An 18,743-nucleotide genomic window follows, 5' to 3' on the forward strand; every position below is an offset into this window, starting at 1 on the left:
AAGCGGCGATTTTCCCTGCCGGGAGCCCGGGTCGCCAGGGTGGTGGCGGCGAGCCCCCCTGGCACGTTCACGTGTATAGGTTTTTCAGAAAAGCACAGCCCATGAGGTGAACGGAAACCACTGCGGCCCCTCATATTCCTCCCTCTCTTCCCATAAAAAAGGGCAGCCCATGGGCTGCCCTTTTTGATCCAGCAAGCGTTACGCGGTTTTTACCGCCATTTCCGCTTCCGGACGTTTCAGGAAGGCGTAGGCCAGACCTGCCAGCAGCGTACCGGCAACAATCGCCACCAGGTAACCCAGCACCGGCGTAATCGCTCCCGGGATCAGCAGTACAAACAGACCGCCGTGCGGTGCCATCAGCTTCGCGCCAATCGCCATGGAGATAGCTCCGGTCACCGCGCCACCTACGATACAGCACGGGATCACACGCATCGGATCGCGAGCAGCGAACGGAATCGCCCCCTCGGAGATGAAGCACAGACCCAGCACCAGCGCGGCTTTGCCCCCTTCCTGCTGCCCTTTATCGAACTTCTTACGGGCAACCATGGTTGCAACACCCATCGCCAGCGGCGGTACCATACCCGCGGCCATGATGGCAGCCATCGGCGCATAGGTTTGGGTACTCAGCAGGCCAACACCAAAGGCATAAGCCGCTTTGTTAACCGGACCACCCATGTCGGTACACATCATGCCACCGAGGATCGCCCCCAGCAGTACCGCATTCGCCGTACCCATGGTTTGCAGCCAGTGGGTCAGACCCGTCAGGATACCCGCGACCGGTTTACCGATCAGGTAGATCATCGCCAGGCCAACCACCAGGCTGGAGAAGAGCGGAATGATCAGGATAGGCTTCAGCGCCTCCATGCTCGGCGGCAGCTTCAGCTTCTGGCTGATCGCTTTCGCTACGTAGCCCGCAAGGAAACCTGCAATGATACCGCCGATAAAGCCGGAACCGGTGCTGACCGCCAGCATGCCGCCAATCAGGCCTGGGGTCAGACCCGGACGGTCGGCGATAGAGAACGCAATGTAACCTGCCAGCACTGGCACCATCAGCGCGAACGCCGAGCCGCCGCCGATCTGCATCAGCGCAGCGGCCAGGGTGTCAGGGGTTTTGAACGCTTCGATACCAAAGGCGAACGACAGAGCGATACAGAGGCCGCCCGCTACCACCATCGGCAGCATATAGGAGACGCCGGTCAGCAGGTGACGGTACGCGCCCGCGCTCTCTTTCTTCCCTTCCGTCGCCGTCTGGGCTTTGCCGGAAGGCTGATAAGGCTTCGCTTCCGCCTGAGCTTTATCCAGCTCCTGGGCGGTTTTCTTCAGCGCCAGACCGGTGGTGGTGCGGTACATCGGCTTACCGGCAAACTTCGCCAGATCCACTTCGATATCCGCGGCCACGATCACCAGATCCGCCTCGGCCACCTCTTCCGGGGTGATGGCATTGCCGGCACCTACGGAGCCACGGGTTTCAACCTTTACCCACCAGCCGCGTTTTTTGGCTTCGGTTTCGATCGCTTCCGCCGCCATAAAGGTATGCGCTACGCCGGTCGGGCATGCGGTCACCGCCACAATGCGCTTCACGCCACCGCTCGCCGCCGGGGCGGCAGTCGCAGTAGTCACCACCGGGGCGCTGTAGACCGCGGCGTGACTTTTCGCCTCGCTCAGGAACAGCTCCGGGTGCGCTACGGCTCGGTTCACGTCGCCAAGCCACACCTTCTTGCCGCTCAGGGCGTTGTCGTTCGGCACGCTGGAGCCGAGCACAATCGCCAGCTCCGCTTCATTCGGGTTGTCGATAAATTGCAGATTTGCTTTCTGTGCCGCCGCACCCAGCAGGGTTTTCGCCATGTAAGCGCGAGCCTGTCCAAGAGCGGAGTCAATAATCAGCAGCGTTTTCATTATGCTCTCCTGCTGTTAGTTAAAAGGTTTTAAGTCAACGCGCGCCATCATCGCGGCTAACTGGGTACGATCGGTAATGCCTACGTTACTCTGGCTGACGGCCAGCGCCGCGACAGCGGTCGCAAGGCGTAACGTATGCTCACTGGACTCACGCATCAGCAGGCCGTAAATCAGACCACCAACCATCGAATCCCCTGCGCCAACGGTGCTTACCACCTCCATTGACGGCGGTTTGGCGATCCATTCGCCTGAAGCGTTAACCCACAGCGCCCCTTCCGCACCCAGCGAAATCACCACGTGGGCGATCCCCTGCTCGCGAAGGGCATGAGCGGCTTCAATCACATCTTTCAGCTCAGGCAGCTTACGCCCGGCCCAGATCTCCAGCTCGCGGCGGTTAGGCTTCACCAGCCATGGCGCGGCTTTCAGCCCGGCGACCAGCGCCTCGCGGCTGCTGTCAAAGATGATGCACGGACACTGGCTGCGCAGGCGGGTCATCCAGTCAGTGAAGGCTTCCGGGCTGACGCCGGCCGGCAGGCTACCGCTGACGCAAACCATATCGAACTGGCCCAGCCAGCTCAGAGAGTCGGCGACAAAGCGTTCCCAGTCCGCCGGGGTCACTTCAAAACCGGAGAAGTTGAAATCGGTGACCTCGCTGTCTTTTTCGGTCAGCTTAACGTTGATGCGGGTACGGCCCTGCACCACCTGGAAACGGTTAGCAATCCCCAGCTCGCTGAACAGCTGCTGGAAGCCATCCTGGTTATCTTTGCCGAGGAAGCCACCGACGGTGACGTCAATGCCTAAGTCTTTAAGCACTTTGGCAACGTTGATCCCTTTACCTGCTGCGTGCAGGCCGGTGGTCCGGACCAGGTTTACTTCACCGCGTTCAATTTCAGGAGTAAATCCCACCAGGTCGTAGGCCGGATTAAGAGTGATTGTGGCAACACGTCTGCTCATTATGCGCCCTCCCCCAGACCGCTCGCGATGGCTTCGCCAATCGCCTGCAGCGCCTGTTCAGCATCTTCGCCCTGCGCGGTAAAGCGCAGGCGATGTCCCTTCTTCACGCCCAGCGCCACCACCTTCATCAGGCTACGGCCGTTGGCTGGCTTGCCGCTGCCGTCCAGGTTGGTGACGGTCACGTCGCTGTTAAACTGTTTAATGGTGTTGACCAGCATCGTTCCCGGACGAGCGTGCAGGCCGTGCTCGTTACGCACGACAAACTCGGCGTTCAGCACGTCAGCTTTCAGGGCGTCATCGCTGGTCAGCAGCGCCAGCAAGGTGGCGGAATCAGCGGACAACAGGCGGTCAGCTTTATTCGCCAGCAGAATGTCAGCCAGACGCTTCAGCACCGCTTCCGGGCCGTTGTCGGTCATCGCCACGCTCACCAGCAGCGCCGCGCGCTCGCCGTTTACGTCAAAGGCGTTTGCGGCCCGACTGACGGCAATGGCGCTCTGCAGGTTGCCTTCGGCGCTGTCGTTCAGCCAGATACCCTGGCCAAGGTTCAGCGGCTGTTCGCTGATGGCGCGGGTCACGAAGTTAACGTCGACTGCACCGGCCTCTTTCAGGCGTCCGGCGTTCAGCGCTTGCAGCGTCACCAGATCGCTGGCGGCGACGTCGAGGATCAGAGTCTCGTTATCCAGCTTCATGCCGGCACTCTGCTTTTCACCCATCAGCAGGGCGCGCAGCTCTTCAGCCGTCGTGGCTGACTGTAGCTGGGCTGCGACGTCATCATCGCTCAGAACGTGGGTCAGCTGACGCAGCAGGCCCAAATGCTCATCGGAGCTGGCAGCGATGCCGATAGCAACATAGGCTACCTGTCCTTCACCCCACAGGACGCCCTGCGGAAACTGATAGACCTGCACGCCGGTTTTCAGCACCTGATCACGGGTATCAGTGGTGCCATGCGGAATAGCGATGCCGTTACCAAGGAAGGTCGAGGTCTGCTGCTCGCGCGCGAGCATACCGGCCACGTAGCCGTCAGCCACATTGCCCGCCTGCACCAGCGCGCCCGCTATCTGGCGAATAGCCTCTTCTTTATTACCGGCCTGCTGGCCTGGATGGATGTCCTGAACGGATAACTGGAACATGAATCTCCACTCCTGCTGAACTTGAATCGTTTCAGCTAGCTGGTGAAATGGAGCGTCACCGGCGCAAGGAAGTTCGGGCAGATGACGCTGAAACGTTTCACGAAGTCTTGCTCAGACTGCTCCATCGATCAAGGAAACTCTTAATTTAGGTATTAAAATTTAGAGCTAATGCACATTTTCTTACCGCTTGCCGACGCGTTGCTGAACAAAATCTACCGACTTTGCGGTCTGTTTCAGCAATGTCAGCCTTAATGATAATTATTTCAAAATAGCGTTTTGCTTTTTTGTGGCAAAACCCGGTCCGATAGCTGTCTATTTTCGCTCCAGCGGCGTAAAATCCGCGTCTCTCTATGCTAAACGATAGTCCAAGATGCAAACTTCCCCTGCTGACGCTGCCCCAAGACCCGTTGATTTCACCTCTGCCGCATTCCTGATCGTCGCCTTCTTAACCGGCATCGCCGGGGCGTTACAGACTCCTACCCTGAGCCTGTTTCTGACTAATGAAGTGCATGTTCGTCCGGCGATGGTTGGCTTCTTCTTTACCGGTAGCGCGGTGATCGGCATCCTGGTCAGCCAGTTCCTGGCGGGACGATCCGACCGCAAAGGCAGCCGGAAAAACCTGATCGTCTTCTGCTGCCTGCTCGGGGTGCTGGCCTGCGTGCTGTTTGCGTGGAACCGCAACTATTTTATTCTGCTGTTCATCGGCGTATTCCTGAGCAGCTTTGGCTCCACTGCCAACCCGCAGATGTTCGCTCTCGCCCGGGAGCATGCCGACCATACCGGGCGGGAAGCTGTGATGTTCAGCTCGATCCTGCGCGCCCAGGTGTCGCTGGCATGGGTGATTGGCCCGCCGCTGGCCTATGCCCTGGCGATGGGGTTTGGCTTTACGGCGATGTACCTCAGCGCGGCAGTAGCCTATATTGTCTGTGGCGTGATGGTCTGGCTCTTTCTGCCCGCCATGCGTAAAGAGCCTCGGCTCGCCACTGGCGTAGCTGAAGCGCCGCGCACTAACCGCCGCGACGCTCTGCTGTTGTTTACCATCTGCACCCTGATGTGGGGCACCAACAGCCTCTACATTATCAATATGCCGCTGTTTATTATTGAAGAGCTGCACCTGCCGGAGAAACTGGCTGGCGTGATGATGGGCACCGCCGCCGGGCTGGAGATCCCGACGATGCTGATTGCAGGCTACTATGCAAAACGCTTCGGGAAGCGCTTCCTGATGCGCATCGCAGTGGCGGGCGGCGTGCTGTTCTATATCGCCATGCTGACGGTGCACACCCCAGCTCTGCTGCTGGCCTTCCAGCTGCTGAACGCCATCTATATCGGCATTCTGGCGGGGATTGGCATGCTCTACTTCCAGGATCTGATGCCAGGCCAGGCCGGGGCCGCTACCACGCTCTATACCAATACTACCCGCGTCGGCTGGATCATCGCGGGCTCAATGGCCGGGGTAGTGGCGGAGATCTGGAGCTATCACGCCGTGTTCTGGATCGCACTGGTGATGGCGCTGATGGCCGCCGTCTGCCTTGCGCGTATTAAGGATGTTTAGGGTGCGGTTGCCGCTTCGAGCGTAAGCAGGTACGTCATTGCCGCGTCGCGGCTGGTGAGGCACATCTCTTGCGACGGTTGCAGGCCGGAACAGACCTTTGGGCGCAGGGGCGAGCCAAAGATGTTGCAGAGGTTGTCGGCAGAGAGCTGAACGCAGCGCGTATTGGCCGGCTTGCCGTTGGGCATCCCGGGGATAGGACTACTGATTGACGGGGCGGTACAGCAGGCTCCGCAGTCCGGGCGACACTCCATAAAACGGCTCTCTTTTCGTAGTGAATAGCACGGCAAATGCCGACGCTTTGCCGCACGCTAACACTTTTCGTAGTGAAGATGCAAAACCTGGCGAAGAGGCTTGCCAACTGCGCCCCTCGCGAGTACTTTGTCGCGATATTTTTCCCACTTTCCCGCACAGGATCCATCATGGCAAGAGCGAACGAAATCAAAAAAGGTATGGTATTGAATTACAACGGTAAGCTGCTGATTGTAAAAAATATCGATATTCAATCCCCCAGCGCCCGTGGCGCAGCCACCCTCTATAAAATGCGCTTTGCCGACGTCCGCACCGGGCTGAAAGTGGAAGAGCGTTTTAAGGGCGATGATATCGTTGATACCGTGACCCTGACCCGTCGCTTCGTTGACTTCTCCTACGTGGACGGTAATGAGTACGTCTTCATGGATAAAGAGGATTACACCCCGTATATCTTCACCAAAGAGCAGATTGAAGAAGAGTTACAGTTTATGCCGGAAGGCGGCATGCCGGATATGCAGGTTTTGACGTGGGATGGCCAGCTGCTGGCGCTGGAGCTGCCGCAGACGGTAGATCTGGAAATTGTAGAGACCGCCCCGGGAATTAAAGGTGCATCGGCCAGCTCACGCACTAAGCCAGCGACCCTGAGCACCGGTCTGGTGATCCAGGTGCCAGAGTACCTGACTACCGGCGAGAAGATCCGCATTCATATCGAAGAGAGCCGCTATATGGGCCGCGCGGATTAAGATTATGTCAATGCCGGGTGGCAGCTAACCGCCTTACCCGGCCTACAAAACCGCACGATCCCGTAGGCCCGGCAAGCAGCGCGCCGCCGGGCAATTTGCGGAATCTATAATAAATCGCGGAACATCATCTGCTTCAGCGCCAGCTCTACGCCGCGCACTTCCGCCATCCCCTTCAGGCGACCAATCGCCGAATAGCCTGGGTTGGTTTTCTTTCGCAGATCGTCAAGCATCTGATGGCCGTGATCCGGACGGAATGGGATCGGACGCAGATCGCCCGCCTGTTTGCGCCGCTGCTCTTCGGTTAGAATCGCTTTCACCACCGCCACCATATCAACGTCGCCGTGCAGATGCGCCGCCTCGTGGAAGGTTTTTGGGTTCTCTTCCCGGCAGGTTGAGCGCAGGTGGGTGAAGTGAATACGGTCACCAAAGGTTTCCACCATCTTCACCAGATCGTTATCGGCACGCACGCCGTAGGAGCCGGTACACATGGTGAAGCCGTTGTTGATGCTATCGACGGTCTCTTTCAGCCACTGCATATCGTCAATGGTAGAGACAATACGCGGCAGGCCGAGGATTGGGCGCGGTGGATCGTCCGGATGCACCGCCAGGCGCACCCCGGCCTCTTCCGCTACCGGGACAATCGCCCGCAGAAAGACGGCCATATTTTCGCGCAGCTGCGCTTTATCGATGCCGTCATACTCCGCTAAGCGGGCACGGAACTGGTCCAGCGTGTAGCCCTCTTCCGCCCCCGGCAGGCCAGCAATGATATTGCGGGTCAGCTTGTCGATCTCCGCCTCGCTGGCCGCGTTGAAGTACGCCTGCGCCTGACGCTGCTCCTCTTCGCTGTAGTCCGCTTCCGCACCTTTACGCTTCAGGACATGCAGCTCGAAGGCGGCGAAGGCGATCTGATCGAAGCGCAGGGCTTTCGAACCGTCCGGCAGCTCATACTCCAGATCGGTACGGGTCCAGTCGAGGATCGGCATAAAGTTGTAGCAGACGGTATCAATGCCGCAGGCCGCCAGGTTACGGATGCTCTGCTGGTAGTTGGCAATCCAGGTATCAACCTGACCGCTGTGGGTTTTGATCTCTTCGTGTACCGGAATGCTCTCCACAACTGACCAGGTTAACCCCTTCTCGGCCAGCAAGGCCTGGCGCTGTTTGATCTCTTCAACCGGCCACACCTGGCCATTAGGGATGTGGTGCAGCGCGGTGACCACACCCGTTGCGCCTGCCTGACGCACATCATCAAGTGAAACCGGATCGTTTGGACCGTACCAACGCCAGGTTTGTTCCATCGCCTCATCCTCAATAAAGTTGTTATACCAATATGGCTCATACAGATGTTGACTACCATACATGTTTCGCTGGAAGGGTCAATTGGTCCGCTACCTTTGATTGATCCAGCTCACGTTCCTCAGATATTTGGGGCACACCAATTCAATTTGCTGTCATATAACTTTACACTGCATTTTGTTAATTATTGGTTAATCAGGTGTATTGGTCATGAAAACTATTGCCTCTGTTGCCCTTGCGGAAAACGTTCAACAGCCAGGGTACGATCGTCAGGCGCTGCGCTCGCGCATTGTCCACTTCGGGTTTGGCGCTTTTCACCGCGCTCACCAGGCGCTGTTAACGGATCGGGTGCTGAATGCCCGGGGCGGTGACTGGGGTATCTGTGAGATCAGTCTGTTTAGCGGCGACACGTTAATGACCCAGCTTCGCGAGCAGGATCATCTCTTTACCGTGCTGGAAAAAGGCGCAGAGGGAAATCAGGCGATTGTTGTTGGTGCGGTGAAGGAGTGCCTGAACGCGAAGCTCGACTCGCTGGCGGCCATTATTGAGAAGTTTTGCGAGCCGCAGGTGGCAATTGTCTCCCTGACTATCACCGAGAAAGGCTACTGCATCGATCCGGCCACCGGCAAACTGGATACCCGCAACGAACGTATCATGCACGATCTACAGAACCCGCAGGAGCCGCACTCCGCGCCGGGCATTCTGGTTGAGGCCCTCGCCCGCCGCCGCGAGCGGGGCCTGCCACCCTTCAGCGTCCTCTCCTGCGACAACATTCCTGACAACGGTCACGTAGTTAAAAATGCCGTGCTGGGGATGGCGCAGCAGCGCTCCGCCGAGCTGGCAGAGTGGATCGGCGAGCAGGTAAGCTTTCCGGGTACGATGGTCGATCGCATTGTTCCCGCCGCCACCGACGCCTCGCTGGCTGAGATCGCCGAGGTGCTGGGGGTCAACGATCCCTGCGCCATCAGCTGTGAGCCTTTTATCCAATGGGTAATTGAAGATAACTTCGTCGCCGGGCGTCCGGAGTGGGAAGCCGCAGGCGTACAGATGGTCGATGACGTCCTACCCTGGGAGCAGATGAAGCTGCGAATGCTCAACGGCAGCCACTCCTTTTTAGCTTACCTCGGCTACCTGGCTGGCTTTGCCCATATTAATGACTGTATGGCCGACACGCACTTTCGTACTGCCGCCCGCCATCTGATGCTGGACGAGCAGGCTCCAACGCTGCGCATTACCGGCGTCGATTTAACAGACTATGCCGAGAGCCTGCTGGCGCGCTTTGCTAACCCGGCGCTCCAGCATCGCACCTGGCAGATTGCGATGGACGGCAGCCAGAAGCTGCCCCAGCGCATGCTGGAGAGTATTCGCCTGCATCTGCAACGTGGCGCCGAGTGGCCGCTGCTGGCGCTGGGCGTGGCGGGCTGGATGCGCTACGTCAGCGGCGTCAATGACGCGGGCCAGGCCATTGAGGTGCGCGATCCGCTGGCGGAGAAATTCCGTGAGAAGGTTGCCCAAAGCAGTGAGAACGAGCGCGTCGCGGCCCTGCTCTCGCTCAGCGAAATCTTTGGCAACGACCTGCCGAGCAATCCGGATTTTGTTGCCGCCATTGAGGCTGCCTGGCAGCGCATCACCACCCAGGGCGCACATCAGGCGGTCGTTACTACGTTACAGCGTTAACCTTTCCTGCCTTTAACCCGGACGGAAAATGCTGCCGTCCGTGGTTACCCTTCTCTTTTCACACTTTTTTCGCCAGGATGATGGGATCGTTTTGATGCCCTTTAGCGGGCAGAACTATTTCTGGAGTGAATGTGACTAAGACCAACTTGATTACCGGCTTCCTGGGCACCGGTAAAACGACCTCTATATTGCATCTGCTGGCAAATAAGCCGGAGGGGGAGAAGTGGGCCGTGCTGGTCAATGAATTTGGTGAGGTCGGCATTGACGGCGCGCTGATGGCGGAAAGCGGCGCACTGCTGAAAGAGATCCCCGGCGGCTGCATGTGCTGCGTCAACGGCCTGCCAATGCAGGTGGGGCTGAATACGCTCCTGCGCCAGGGTAAACCTGACCGCCTGCTGATTGAGCCGACCGGGCTGGGCCATCCGAAACAGATCCTCGATATTCTCACTGCGGAGGTTTACGAGCCGTGGATCGACCTGCGCGCCACCCTCTGCCTGCTCGACCCACGCCAGCTGCTGGATGAAAAGGCAGTCACTAATGAAAACTTCCGCGATCAGCTGGCGGCGGCGGATATCATCGTCGCTAATAAACGCGATCGCGCAACCCCTGAAAGCGAGGCGGCGCTGGCCCAGTGGTGGCAGCAGTTTGGCGGTGACCGTCAGCTGCTGACGGCTACCCAGGGTGAGATCGATCCTGCACTGCTGGATACGCCTCGCCGCAACCGCCGCGAGCTGCCCACCAGCGCCGAACACAATCATGGCCACGGAGAGAAAAAGGGGCTGGCAGCCCTGAGCCTACCCGCTCACCAGCGCTGGCGGCGCAGCCTGAACAGCGGCCAGGGCCATCAGGCCTGCGGCTGGATTTTTGATGCTGAGACACGCTTTGATACCGTCGGGATCCTGGAGTGGGCGCGTCTGGCCCCGGCTGGACGCGTAAAAGGCGTCATGCGCATTGCCGAGGGGCTGGTACGTATCAATCGCCAGGGCGAAGATTTCCGTATTGAGACGCAAAACGTCGCCCCGCCGGACAGCCGCATCGAGCTAATTGCCGATCATGACGTAGACTGGAATGCGCTTCAGTCCGCTCTGTTGAAGCTTCGTTTAGCGGATGAGGATTAACGTTGCGGCTTTAGAATTTGCCGTGATGGAATAATGAAAAACCGACTGCCGCTTATATTACTGCTTAACGTTGCCGGGCTGGCACTGTTTTTATCCTGGTACCTGCCCGTCAATCATGGTGCCTGGTTTACGCTGGACTCCGCGATTTTTCATTTTTTCAATCATCTGCTGGTGGAGAGCCGCACTTTCCTATGGCTGGTGGCAATCACCAATAATCGGGGGTTTGACGCCTGCTCGCTGCTGGCGATGGGCTGCGTCATGCTCGCGTTCTGGGTAAAAACTGACAGCATGGGCCGTCGGCGTATCGTAGCTATTGGCTTAACGATGCTGATGACGGCGCTGGTGGTAAACCAGCTGGCGCAGCACCTCTATCCGGTTAAGCGCGCCAGCCCTACCCTCTATTTCAGCGATATCTGGCGGGTGAGCGAACTGCTGAATATTCCCACCAAGGATGCCTCGAAAGATAGTTTCCCTGGCGATCACGGCATGATGCTGCTTATTTTTTCTACATTTATGCTGCGCTATTTTGGCGTAAAAACGTTTATTGTTTCCCTGATTATTTTTGTGGTCTTTGCCTTTCCACGGGTAATGATCGGCGCTCACTGGTTTAGCGATATCGCCGTCGGGTCGCTCTCTGCGGTGCTAATTGGCCTGCCATGGATCCTACTTACGCCATATAGTGATAAAGTCATTTCGCTATCTGACCGATACCAGCATGGTAAAAATAAACAATTTAATAACATTTAAACAATTGACATTAACAACAAACGTCAGGGATACATTAGGATCCCTGACACAAATTTTTACCGTTCGCCGTAATTCGTCATCGTTTTGTCACTTAAATCTGTTTACAAATTAACAATTTGAGCACCCCCTAAGCCAAATTGCACGTTTTTTACGCAAATCATTTTTTTCACTTTGTCTATCATAATTTCTTATAAAAAATCGTATAAAACTACTCGCAATGGGGGATACGATCGGGTAATCTCGATGACGTTTCGCCTCACAGAGATAAATATTCCCGCTGTGAATTAATTTGTGCGTTTCACCACAGATTTGACCAAGAGGAATTGTCTCTCAGTGCGCAAGTAATTAGGCTCGTCACGTTTGGCATTTTATAACGATTATTTATCGTTAAGGACTTCAAGGGAAAATAAGCAACATGGTCAAATCTCAACCGTTCCTGAGATATCTCTGGCGGGCTATCCCCGCGATCGCAGTAGCGGCACTGCTTTCAGCTTGTTCGACAAATACCGCAAAGAATATGCACCCTGAGACGCATGTTGTGGGCATGGAAGATGCCTCTTCACTGCAAGCCTCTCAGGATGAATTTGAAAATATGGTACGTAATCTCGACGTTAAATCGCGACTTATGGACCAATACGCCAGCTGGAAAGGCGTGCGTTACCGTCTTGGCGGCGATACCAAACGTGGCATTGACTGCTCCGCTTTTGTACAGCGCACCTTCCGTGAACAGTTTGGCCTGGAGCTGCCGCGTTCGACCTACGAACAGCAGGAGACGGGTAAATCGGTATCACGCAGCGGCCTGCGTACCGGTGACCTGGTTCTCTTCCGCGCCGGCTCTACCGGACGCCACGTTGGCATCTATATCGGTAATAACCAGTTTGTCCATGCGTCCACCAGCAGCGGTGTGATGATCTCCAATCTGGACGAGCCATACTGGAAAAAGCGTTACAATGAAGCGCGCCGCGTTTTAGTTCGTAGCTAATTACTACGAAGCGAGTTATCCGGACCGGTTTTCCCTTGGCCGGTATCGAGAAAGCATAATAAATAAAAGCGTTGCTACGGCAGCGCTTTTTTTTGCCTTGTTAACAGGCAAATTTTACCCAGTGCAATAGCGCGTAAATCATATTCACAATATCCCCAAGGTCACTTATCATTCACTGACCCCAGCGCCCGGTAAAAGGACACTGCCTGATGACGTTTGCGCGCCTCTCTGCTCTGCTGCTCGCCCTGATATGTTTAACCTGTCAGGCGCAGACTATTAAAGAGAACTATGCCTTTGCCGTCATTGGCGAACCGAAATACGCTATCAACTTTACCCATTTTGACTATGTTAATCCGGCGGCCCCCAAAGGCGGCAACGTCACCCTGTCGGTGATCGGCACCTTTGATAACTTCAACCGCTTTGCCCTGCGCGGCAATGCCGGGGTGCGGACGGAGTCGCTCTATGACTCGCTTTTTACCACCTCCGACGACGAGCCGGGCAGCTACTATCCGCTAATCGCTGAGGTAGCGCGCTATGCCGATGACTACTCCTGGATGGAGATATCCCTCAACCCGCAGGCCACCTTTCATGACGGTTCGCCGATTACCGCCCGCGATGTTGCCTTCACCTTTCACAAATTTATGACCGAAGGGGTGCCGCAGTTTCGTCTGATCTATAAGGGCACAACGATGGAAGCCATTGCGCCGCTTACGGTGCGCATCCGGCTTGCGAAGCCGGGCAAAGAGGATCTGCTCAGCCTGCTTACCCTGCCGGTGATGCCGGAGAAGTTCTGGAAAGATCACAAGCTCAGCGATCCCCTCGCCACCCCGCCGCTGGGCAGCGGACCGTACCGCATCAGCAAGTGGCGAATGGGCCAGTATATTATCTATAGCCGGGTGAAGGATTACTGGGGGGCAAACCTGCCGGTTAACCGCGGCCGCTGGAATTTCGACAACGTTCGCTATGACTACTATCTCGATGATAACGTAGCCTTTGAAGCCTTTAAGGCGGGCGCGTTTGATATGCGTACCGAGGGCGATGCCAAAAACTGGGCCACCCGCTACAGCGGCAAAAACTTCAGCAATCACCAGATTGTTAAACGGGAGCTGAAGAATGAATCCGCCCAGGACACGCGCTGGTTGGCATTTAATAACCAGCGTCCCCTGTTTAGCGACCGCCGCGTGCGCGAGGCGCTCACCCTCGCCTTTGATTTTGAGTGGATGAACAAAGCGCTGTTCTATAAAGCCTATAGCCGCACCAACAGCTATTTCCAGAATACCGAATACGCTGCACGCGGTTATCCGGATGCGGCCGAGCTCACCCTGTTCGCGCCAATGAAGGCTGACCTGCCGCCGGAGGTGTTTAATGCTATCTACCAGCCGCCGGTGTCAAAGGGTGACGGCTTCGATCGCCCTAACCTACTGAAGGCCAGCAGGCTGCTGGACGATGCAGGCTGGGTGCTGAAAAATAAGAAGCGGGTGAATGCCAAAACCGGTAAACCCTTTAGCTTTGAGCTGCTGCTTCCCTCAGGGGCGAATAACCTGTGGGTGATGCCTTTCCAGCATAACCTGGCACGGCTGGGGATCACCATGAACGTGCGCCAGGTGGATAACTCCCAGCTCACCAACCGCCTGCGCAGCCGTGACTTTGATATGATGCCGCGCACCGTGCGCGCCATGCCGTGGCCCGGCACCGACCTGCAGATCTCCTGGGGGTCGCAATACCTTGATTCCACCTATAATACGCCGGGCGTCAGCAGCCCGGTGATTGACGCCCTGCTGGCGCAGATTGTCGCCAACCAGGGAGATAAAGAGAAGCTTATCCCGCTGGGGCGTGCGCTGGACCGCGTTCTGACCTGGAACTACTACATGCTGCCGATGTGGTATATGGCCGCCGATCGCCTCGCGTACTGGGACAAGTTCTCTATGCCCGAGGTGCGCCCGATCTACTCCCTCGGGTTTGAGGATTGGTGGTACGACGTAAATAAAGCGGCAAAACTGCCTGCCGACCGGCGCTAAGGAGCATACGAGACGATGGGTGCCTATCTGAGCCGCCGCCTGCTGCTGGTGATCCCTACCCTGTGGGCGATCATTACCATTAACTTTTTTATCGTTCAGATCGCCCCCGGCGGACCGGTGGATCAGGCGATCGCCGCCATTGAGTTCGGCAGCCAGGGCGGCGTGCCGGGCGGCGGCGGCGAAGGCATGGGTGCCACCCACGCCCGCACCGGCGTCGGCAACGTGGGTGAAGGCCAGTATCGCGGCGCGCGCGGTCTGGATCCAGAGGTGATCGCCGAGATCACCAAACGCTACGGCTTTGATAAGCCGCTGTACGAGCGCTACTTCACTATGCTGTGGAACTACGTACGCTTTGATTTTGGCGACAGCCTGTTTCGCAGCGCCTCGGTACTACAGTTGATCAAAGACAGCATGCCGGTCTCTATTACCCTCGGGCTGTGGGGCACGCTGATTATCTATCTGGTGTCGATCCCGCTGGGGATCCGTAAAGCGGTCTACAACGGCAGCCGCTTCGATGTCTGGAGCAGCGCGTTTATTATCATTGGCTACGCTATTCCCGCGTTTCTGTTCGCCATCCTGCTGATTGTCCTGTTTGCGGGCGGTAGCTACTACGATCTCTTTCCGCTACGCGGGCTGGTGTCGGCCAACTTTGACGCCCTGCCCTGGTATCAAAAAATTACCGACTATCTTTGGCATATTACCCTGCCGGTACTGGCGACGGTGATCGGCGGCTTCGCGGCGCTAACTATGCTAACTAAGAATTCGTTTCTCGATGAGATCCGCAAGCAGTATGTGGTTACCGCCCGGGCGAAAGGGGTGAGCGAGCGGGCCATTCTGCATAACCACGTCTTCCGTAACGCTATGCTGCTGGTGATCGCCGGTTTTCCTGCCACCTTTATCAGCATGTTTTTTACCGGCTCGCTGCTGATCGAGGTGATGTTCTCCCTTAACGGCCTCGGTCTGCTGGGCTATGAGGCGACCGTGTCGCGGGACTATCCGGTGATGTTTGGTACGCTCTATATTTTCACGCTGATTGGCCTGCTGCTGAATATCCTGAGCGATATCAGCTATACGCTGGTCGATCCGCGTATCGATTTTGAGGGTCGCTGATGCGTCGATTAAGCCACGTCAACCAGGCCCGCTGGGCGCGCTTTCGCCATAACCGCCGCGGCTACTGGTCGCTGTGGATCTTCGCGGTAATTTTTCTTCTGAGCCTCGCCTCAGAGCTGATCGCCAACGATAAGCCGCTGCTGGTGCACTATCAGGATCGCTGGTATGTACCGGTGTTTAAGGATTACAGCGAGACCGAGTTTGGCGGCGCGTTTGCCACCCCGGCGGATTATCAGGATCCGTGGCTGCAACAGCAGCTCACCGCCCACGGCTGGGCGCTGTGGGCCCCGGTGCGTTTTGGTGCCACCAGCATCAACTTTGCCACCGATACCCCCTTCCCCTCTCCGCCGTCAGTGCAGAACTGGTTCGGAACCGATGCCAACGGCAGCGACGTACTGGCTCGCATCCTCTACGGCACACGCATCTCGGTGCTGTTTGGCCTGATGCTGACCCTCTGCTCCAGCGTGATTGGCGTGCTGGCGGGGGCGTTGCAAGGCTACTACGGGGGCAGGATCGACCTCTGGGGCCAGCGCTTTATTGAGGTCTGGTCGGGGATGCCGACGCTGTTTCTGATCATCCTGCTCTCCAGCGTGATCCAGCCAAACTTCTGGTGGCTGCTGGCGATCACGGTGATCTTCGGCTGGATGAGCCTGGTAGGCGTGGTGCGGGCAGAGTTCCTGCGCACCCGCAACTTCGACTATATTCGTGCGGCGCAGGCGCTGGGGGTAAGCGATCGCGGCATTATTTTCCGCCATATGCTGCCCAATGCGATGGTCGCCACCCTCACCTTCCTGCCCTTTATTCTCTGCGGCTCCATTACAACCCTCACCTCGCTCGACTTTCTCGGTTTCGGTCTGCCGCTGGGTTCGCCCTCGCTGGGGGAGCTGCTGTTACAGGGTAAAAATAACTTGCAGGCACCGTGGCTGGGCATTGCTGCTTTCCTGTCGGTGGCGGTGCTGCTCTCGCTGCTGATCTTTATTGGCGAAGCCGTGCGCGACGCGTTCGATCCCAACAAGGCGCTCTGATATGACTCCCCTGCTCACCATTGATTCGCTCTCGGTCGCCTTTCGTCACCAGAACCACCTGCGCACCGTGGTCAGCGATCTGTCGTTGCAGGTCGAGGCCGGTGAGACCCTGGCGCTGGTAGGCGAGTCCGGCTCTGGCAAAAGCGTCAGCGCCCTGTCGATTCTGCGCCTGCTTCCCTCCCCGCCGGTGGTCTATCCCAGCGGAGATATTCGCTTTCACGGTGAATCGCTGCTCCACGCCAGCGAGCAGACCCTGCGCGGCGTGCGCGGCAACCGGATCGCCATGATTTTCCAGGAGCCGATGGTATCGCTTAACCCGCTGCATACCCTGGAGAAGCAGCTCTATGAGGTGCTCTCCCTGCATCGCGGCATGCGGCGCGAGGCAGCGCGCGCCGAGATCCTGACCTGTCTCGATCGGGTGGGCATCCGTAACGCCCGGGCGCGGCTAGGGGATTTCCCGCATCAGCTTTCAGGCGGCGAGCGCCAGCGGGTGATGATTGCCATGGCACTGCTCACCCGCCCGGAGCTGCTTATCGCCGATGAACCTACCACCGCCCTCGACGTTGCGGTGCAGGCACAGATTTTACAGCTGCTGTGCGAGCTGCGTGACGAGCTGAATATGGGCCTGCTCTTTATTACCCATAACCTGAATATTGTGCGCAGGCTGGCGGACAGCGTGGCGGTGATGCATAACGGCCGCTGCGTGGAGCAGAACCGGGCGGCCACCCTGTTTAGCGCGCCGCAGCACCCTTACACCCAGCGCCTGCTGGCAAGCGATCCGGCGGGCGAGCCGGTTCCACTGCCGCCCGACGCGCCGACGCTGCTTGAAGTGGATCGCCTCGGAGTCGCCTTCCCGCTGCGCAAGGGCGTGTTTAAGCGCGTCGTCGGCCATAAACCGGTGGTCAACGATCTGAGCTTTACCCTAAGAGCGGGGGAAACCCTGGGCCTGGTGGGCGAGTCCGGCTCGGGCAAGAGCACGACCGGGCTGGCGCTGCTGCGTCTGATTGCTTCGCAGGGAACGATTAACTTTGACGGCCAACCGCTGCATCAGCGGGAGCGTAAGCAGATGCTGCCGGTGCGTCATCGGATGCAGGTGGTTTTTCAGGATCCCAACTCCTCTCTTAATCCGCGCCTCGACGTGCAGCAGATTATTGAGGAGGGGCTGCGCGTGCACCAGCCAGCGCTGACGCCACAGGCACGTGAGGAGCGGGTAATCACGGTGATGCAGGAGGTGGGACTCGATCCTGAAACGCGCCACCGCTACCCGGCAGAGTTCTCCGGCGGTCAGCGCCAGCGGATCGCTATCGCCCGGGCGTTGATTTTACAGCCGGAGTTGATCGTGCTGGATGAACCGACCTCATCGCTGGATCGCACCGTGCAGGCGCAAATCCTGAGCCTGCTAAAGTCGTTGCAGGAGAAGCACCGGCTGGCCTATCTGTTTATCAGTCACGATCTGCAGGTGGTGCGGGCGCTGTGTCATCAGGTCATTATCCTGCGACAGGGCGAAGTGGTTGAGCAGGGAGAGTGCCAGCGCGTGTTTGCCGATCCGCAACACGACTATACGCGCCAGCTACTGGCGCTCAGCCAGAGTTAGAAAGGATTATTGCTGGCGAACGGCTCCGCAATGGCCACGCCGAAGTTTTTCAGGCGACAGGTAGCAGCAAACTCATCCTGGCGATTAACAAACAGGCACGGCTCGCCTTCACACTCGAGGACAGAGCAGTCAACTTCAATATCGCTCAGCGCCTGGCTAAGCTTGTGCATTACCGGCCAGGCATTATCACCGTCCGGACTCAGCAGCTTTAACGCTACCAGGCAGTTATCACCGCTCTGGCCGTTTGATGGGATCGGTTCGACTTGCGAGCCGGCAGATCCTGCCAGCCAGCGGTAACTTTGGGGTAACCGATGCACAATAGAGAGATTTAAGCTATTCATGTTCTTCCCCGAAGCAATCACTTCACAATTCATTTACATCTATATTAACACATCATTGACATTTCATCCTGTCACGATGCGGTAACCGCTTACATCCTTGAATTTACAAGGTTAGCAGCCTCATTATTAGGGTGGGAGGGTTATGCTCCGCCTCACCTTTTGGGGGTATATGTACCCGTTTCTGCGATCTAACTCAACCTTTTTAACTACAACAGTGTGACATTTACACAAATGGATTTTACATAAAAGAAACAAATGATAGCAATCTAACAATAGATTGGGATGATATGTGTCAAAGAAGGGGGCAGTTTTGC

General features: G+C 57.3%; 16 protein-coding genes. 10 read left to right on the top strand and 6 right to left on the bottom strand.

From position 1 onward, the window contains the following. Positions 1-198 precede the first annotated feature (198 nt). The 3 genes from fruA to fruB are packed head-to-tail and all read right to left on the bottom strand — an operon-like array spanning position 199 to position 3,980. Positions 199-1,896 (bottom strand): PTS fructose transporter subunit IIBC, encoded by a 1,698-nt coding sequence (gene fruA / locus RTM13_RS11905; RefSeq protein WP_312212224.1) that lies wholly within the window; start codon positions 1,894-1,896, stop codon positions 199-201. Positions 1,897-1,911: 15 nt separating this feature from the next. After that, on the bottom strand, positions 1,912-2,850 hold the full coding sequence (gene fruK / locus RTM13_RS11910) for a 1-phosphofructokinase (protein ID WP_042389694.1): 939 nt from the start codon (positions 2,848-2,850) through the stop codon (positions 1,912-1,914). Next, a complete protein-coding gene (gene fruB / locus RTM13_RS11915; RefSeq protein WP_312212225.1) occupies positions 2,850-3,980 on the bottom strand; it encodes a fused PTS fructose transporter subunit IIA/HPr protein in 1,131 nt (376 codons plus the stop codon). The genes fruK and fruB overlap by 1 nt, the downstream gene beginning before the upstream one ends. Before the next feature lie 370 nt (positions 3,981-4,350). On the opposite strand from fruB, the gene setB reads away from it, so the two are divergent. Continuing rightward, complete coding sequence (gene setB, locus RTM13_RS11920; protein ID WP_312212226.1) at positions 4,351-5,532, top strand: sugar efflux transporter SetB; 1,182 nt, start codon at positions 4,351-4,353, stop codon at positions 5,530-5,532. On the opposite strand, the gene RTM13_RS11925 is transcribed toward setB, so the two are convergent. Beyond that, positions 5,529-5,783 carry a YkgJ family cysteine cluster protein gene (locus RTM13_RS11925; protein ID WP_268107373.1) on the bottom strand — a complete coding sequence of 85 codons (255 nt, stop codon included), beginning with the start codon at positions 5,781-5,783 and terminating at the stop codon, positions 5,529-5,531. The genes setB and RTM13_RS11925 overlap by 4 nt on opposite strands. Positions 5,784-5,951: 168 nt before the next feature. Between RTM13_RS11925 and yeiP the strand changes: the two genes are divergently transcribed. Then, positions 5,952-6,524, top strand: coding sequence for an elongation factor P-like protein YeiP (yeiP, locus tag RTM13_RS11930; protein WP_312212227.1), 573 nt, complete (start codon positions 5,952-5,954; stop codon positions 6,522-6,524). Positions 6,525-6,628: 104 nt separating this feature from the next. Here the strand turns inward: yeiP and uxuA are convergent, their stop codons facing one another. After that, on the bottom strand, positions 6,629-7,819 hold the full coding sequence (uxuA, locus tag RTM13_RS11935) for a mannonate dehydratase (protein WP_312212228.1): 1,191 nt from the start codon (positions 7,817-7,819) through the stop codon (positions 6,629-6,631). Between the two features lie 208 nt (positions 7,820-8,027). On the opposite strand from uxuA, the gene RTM13_RS11940 reads away from it, so the two are divergent. From RTM13_RS11940 to yejF, 8 genes are all read left to right on the top strand, one after another. Next, complete coding sequence (locus tag RTM13_RS11940; RefSeq protein ID WP_312212229.1) at positions 8,028-9,494, top strand: fructuronate reductase; 1,467 nt, start codon at positions 8,028-8,030, stop codon at positions 9,492-9,494. A 131-nt stretch (positions 9,495-9,625) separates the two neighbouring features. Next, entirely contained in the window at positions 9,626-10,612 is a 987-nt protein-coding gene (locus tag RTM13_RS11945) for a GTP-binding protein (RefSeq protein WP_312212230.1), read from the top strand. Between the two features lie 33 nt (positions 10,613-10,645). After that, positions 10,646-11,359 (top strand): phosphatase PAP2 family protein, encoded by a 714-nt coding sequence (locus tag RTM13_RS11950; RefSeq protein ID WP_312212231.1) that lies wholly within the window; start codon positions 10,646-10,648, stop codon positions 11,357-11,359. 415 nt (positions 11,360-11,774) lie between these two features. Continuing rightward, the gene (gene mepS / locus RTM13_RS11955) at positions 11,775-12,341 is read left to right on the top strand and encodes a bifunctional murein DD-endopeptidase/murein LD-carboxypeptidase (protein ID WP_312212232.1); all 567 of its coding nucleotides are present in this window, start codon (positions 11,775-11,777) and stop codon (positions 12,339-12,341) included. 209 nt (positions 12,342-12,550) lie between these two features. After that, entirely contained in the window at positions 12,551-14,359 is a 1,809-nt protein-coding gene (locus RTM13_RS11960) for an extracellular solute-binding protein (RefSeq protein WP_312212233.1), read from the top strand. Between the two features lie 15 nt (positions 14,360-14,374). Further along, on the top strand, positions 14,375-15,469 hold the full coding sequence (locus RTM13_RS11965) for a microcin C ABC transporter permease YejB (RefSeq protein WP_312212234.1): 1,095 nt from the start codon (positions 14,375-14,377) through the stop codon (positions 15,467-15,469). Next, a complete protein-coding gene (locus tag RTM13_RS11970; RefSeq protein WP_312212235.1) occupies positions 15,469-16,494 on the top strand; it encodes a microcin C ABC transporter permease in 1,026 nt (341 codons plus the stop codon). Before RTM13_RS11965 ends, RTM13_RS11970 begins: the two co-directional genes overlap by 1 nt. 1 nt (position 16,495) lies before the next feature. After that, positions 16,496-18,088 carry a microcin C ABC transporter ATP-binding protein YejF gene (gene yejF / locus RTM13_RS11975; protein WP_312212236.1) on the top strand — a complete coding sequence of 531 codons (1,593 nt, stop codon included), beginning with the start codon at positions 16,496-16,498 and terminating at the stop codon, positions 18,086-18,088. Here the strand turns inward: yejF and RTM13_RS11980 are convergent. Beyond that, a complete protein-coding gene (locus RTM13_RS11980; protein WP_312212237.1) occupies positions 18,085-18,429 on the bottom strand; it encodes a YejG family protein in 345 nt (114 codons plus the stop codon). The genes yejF and RTM13_RS11980 overlap by 4 nt on opposite strands. Between the last annotated feature and the right edge of the window lie 314 nt (positions 18,430-18,743).

Origin of the sequence: Pseudescherichia sp. (genome assembly GCF_031979925.1) — a bacterium.
GTDB lineage: Bacteria > Pseudomonadota > Gammaproteobacteria > Enterobacterales > Enterobacteriaceae > Pseudescherichia.